Origin of the sequence: Chamaesiphon sp. OTE_8_metabat_110, from assembly GCF_031382685.1 — a bacterium.
GTDB lineage: Bacteria > Cyanobacteriota > Cyanobacteriia > Cyanobacteriales > Chamaesiphonaceae > Chamaesiphon.
Genome location: NZ_JANMZA010000265.1, coordinates 1 through 2,569 on the forward strand (window position 1 = coordinate 1; position 2,569 = coordinate 2,569).

A 2,569-nucleotide genomic window follows, 5' to 3' on the forward strand; every position below is an offset into this window, starting at 1 on the left:
GTTGGGGCTTTTTCTGGGAATTAATTAATTATTTAATTTTGTCCTGATAAGGGTGGAGAGTGTGTGGATATAGGAGTGGTAGATGCACCCTGATTATTCGTCCCTGACTTGCCTGTTGGTAAGTTGGGGCTTTTTCTGGGAATTAATTAATTATTTAAATTCATCCCGATAAGGTGGGGGAAAGGGTGGATATAGGAGTGGTAGATGCACCCTGATTATTTGTCCCTGACTTGCCGATTGGTAAGTTGGGGCTTTTTGTATCATCACGCTCGATTGTGACTCACGGGGGAGCGGTTAGCGCGTTAGCTTGGGGGCGAAACTGATAGATCCGCAGTCGATCGTTTTCATAGTAGATGCGGCTATCGGGATGATAGCGGCGGTAGGTTTCACACAATTGTAGTGTAGCGGCGGCTAACTTAGTCCGACCGCTGGGAGAGCGATAATTTCGATAGGTCGGATCGACCAGCACTGAGTAAGGAACGGGATATTCCGGCTTATCGAGAATAAAGGGTTGCTTTTCGGTAATGACCAGAAGTGTGGTTTGATGGGGGAAATTAAAGCTGGGACTAGCAACGCGCTCTTGATATTTAGCGGTAAATTGGGCGATATCTTCATACCAGCCACGACCGTATACCTGCGCCAATTGCTCGACGGGGGCGACTAGCGTCCACTGATGATGGGGAAATAAATGACCGATCTCTACCGCTTTCCGGGCGGTGGCGTCATATTCGAGATAGTCGATCGCGGGTACTGGTGGTAGCGAAAAGTTCAGAGTAACGGCAATAAAAATCGTCAAACAAACTGGTGCCGACCAACTTGCCAATAGTAACCGCCCCGCCGTCGCGATCGCGCTAAATAATAGCCCCACTAGTAAGCTCAAGCCGATCGGGAGTACGGTTAAGACACTGCCGAACGTTGGGAAGTAACCGCCAGAAATCGCCGCTAAGACCCCTAAAACCACCCAAGCCACGCTAACGGTAAAGAAGGCCATTTGGCGGCCAAAGATGCTGCCAAAGCCCGCAAACAGCAGCAAAATTAATAGTTCGGGCGCGATGATGGCGACCAATAGCACGCAGCAGAGAGTATTGATGAGTGCTTCCGTCCGCCGACTGGCTCTGGCAATTTGCGTGCTACAGCCGATCGCTAAGATCGCAAATAGTGCCCCAAGTTCGACCTCACCGACCGCCCACGTGCGAATTAGACCGCGATCGAGTGTATCCCGCAGGACGCTCAAACACTGTTGCACGCTCGGGGGCAACCGCGTCGAAATTGGCAGTTGCCAGGTAAATAGGTAAGCTCCCAAGCTGTAGGTCGCAGCCAAAGTTGCCGCACCATTTTTAGTCAGGGAGCCGCAGGTATAGCCGATACTCAAGACGATCGTCGTACCGACGATCGCCCCTAGCAGATGGACGACTTGAATCGGGTGAACGCCACTGAGGGCGGAGATAAAAGCGGCGAGACTGGCAAAAATTGGCAACCGATCGCTAGTGGGCAAGTCCCGCGCTAAAATCTGTTGCGTGAGCAGAAGCTGACCGTAGGTATCGGGATGACTGTAGCGAAATTCGGTCAGCGGATGCTCGAATCGCAGCCAGACTGTCGAACTAATTATCGCGATCGTGACGATCGCGGTGAGGATGACTAGTGGTAGGCTCCAGCCCTGCCGACGAGCGGTTGCACTTGCTGGTTTCCCCTTGGGGACTAATTGCTTGGAGCGAGCGTCGAGTCGCGCTTGCATCGCGTGCCACGGTAATAAACACCATCGCCGCAGTTGGGGCGCAGAAATGCCCCGATCGAAAATATCGATCGTCGCGATCGCAATTTGTTGTCCTAGCTGAGCGAATTGCGGTTGCGCTCGCCACTGATGGCTGGCGATCCAACCGATGCCCAGCCCGATCGCATAGACCAATACGGCTGTGAGCCAGGTAAATAACCCCAACTTCGTCCAGATGATACTCCCAATGGCGATCGTCATTACCGTCCGCACAAACGCCCCCACCAGCCGACTAGCTAGCGAAGGTAATGATGTCTGTGCAAAAGCCAGCAGCGGCAACACGCCAAATAACATCGTCACTACGACAACTACCCAGCTACAGGCAAGTACATCGATGAATAGTGGATAGTGAATAGTGAATAGTGGATAGTAGATGGTGGATGGTGGATGGTGGATGGTGAATGTCTATTGCTTGGGTGGGAAGGGGGTAGACGGCAACTTTTACAGTGGCAACAGAGTAGACATCACACCGCAAAATTTAGTGCGAGGCGATCGCGCTTTGACATACAATATTACTCCATAGATTAGATCGTTAGGAGCTAAGAATTACGGCTTATACGCGTCCCCTTGCCAATCTAATCGAGCAATTACAGCGATTGCCGGGAGTAGGCCCTAAATCTGCTCAGCGGTTGGCATTACACATTCTCAAACGGTCTTCAGCCGAGGTCGAACAACTCGCCCAAGCTTTAATCGAGGCCAAACAGCAGGTCGTCTTGTGTCAGGTGTGTTTTCACCTCTCCGCCGAACCAGTTTGCGATATCTGTCGCAATCCCCAACGCGATCCGCAATCGATTTGTT

General features: G+C 51.8%; 2 protein-coding genes and 1 pseudogene. 2 read left to right on the forward strand and 1 reads right to left on the reverse strand.

Going from position 1 to position 2,569, the window contains the following annotated elements; genetic code table 11:
• Positions 1-280 precede the first annotated feature (280 nt).
• Positions 281-2,071, reverse strand: a complete 1,791-nt coding sequence (locus tag RMO52_RS09540) for a hypothetical protein (RefSeq protein WP_310413358.1) — start codon at positions 2,069-2,071, stop codon at positions 281-283.
• Between the two features lie 73 nt (positions 2,072-2,144).
• Here RMO52_RS09540 and RMO52_RS09545 point away from each other — a divergent pair, with 73 nt between their 5' ends.
• Together RMO52_RS09545 and RMO52_RS09550 are read left to right on the forward strand one after the other, a co-directional pair.
• On the forward strand, positions 2,145-2,294 hold the full coding sequence (locus RMO52_RS09545; protein ID WP_310413360.1) for a hypothetical protein: 150 nt from the start codon (positions 2,145-2,147) through the stop codon (positions 2,292-2,294).
• A 22-nt stretch (positions 2,295-2,316) separates the two neighbouring features.
• Positions 2,317-2,569 (forward strand): annotated as a pseudogene (locus RMO52_RS09550) (recombination protein RecR); the annotation flags it as partial.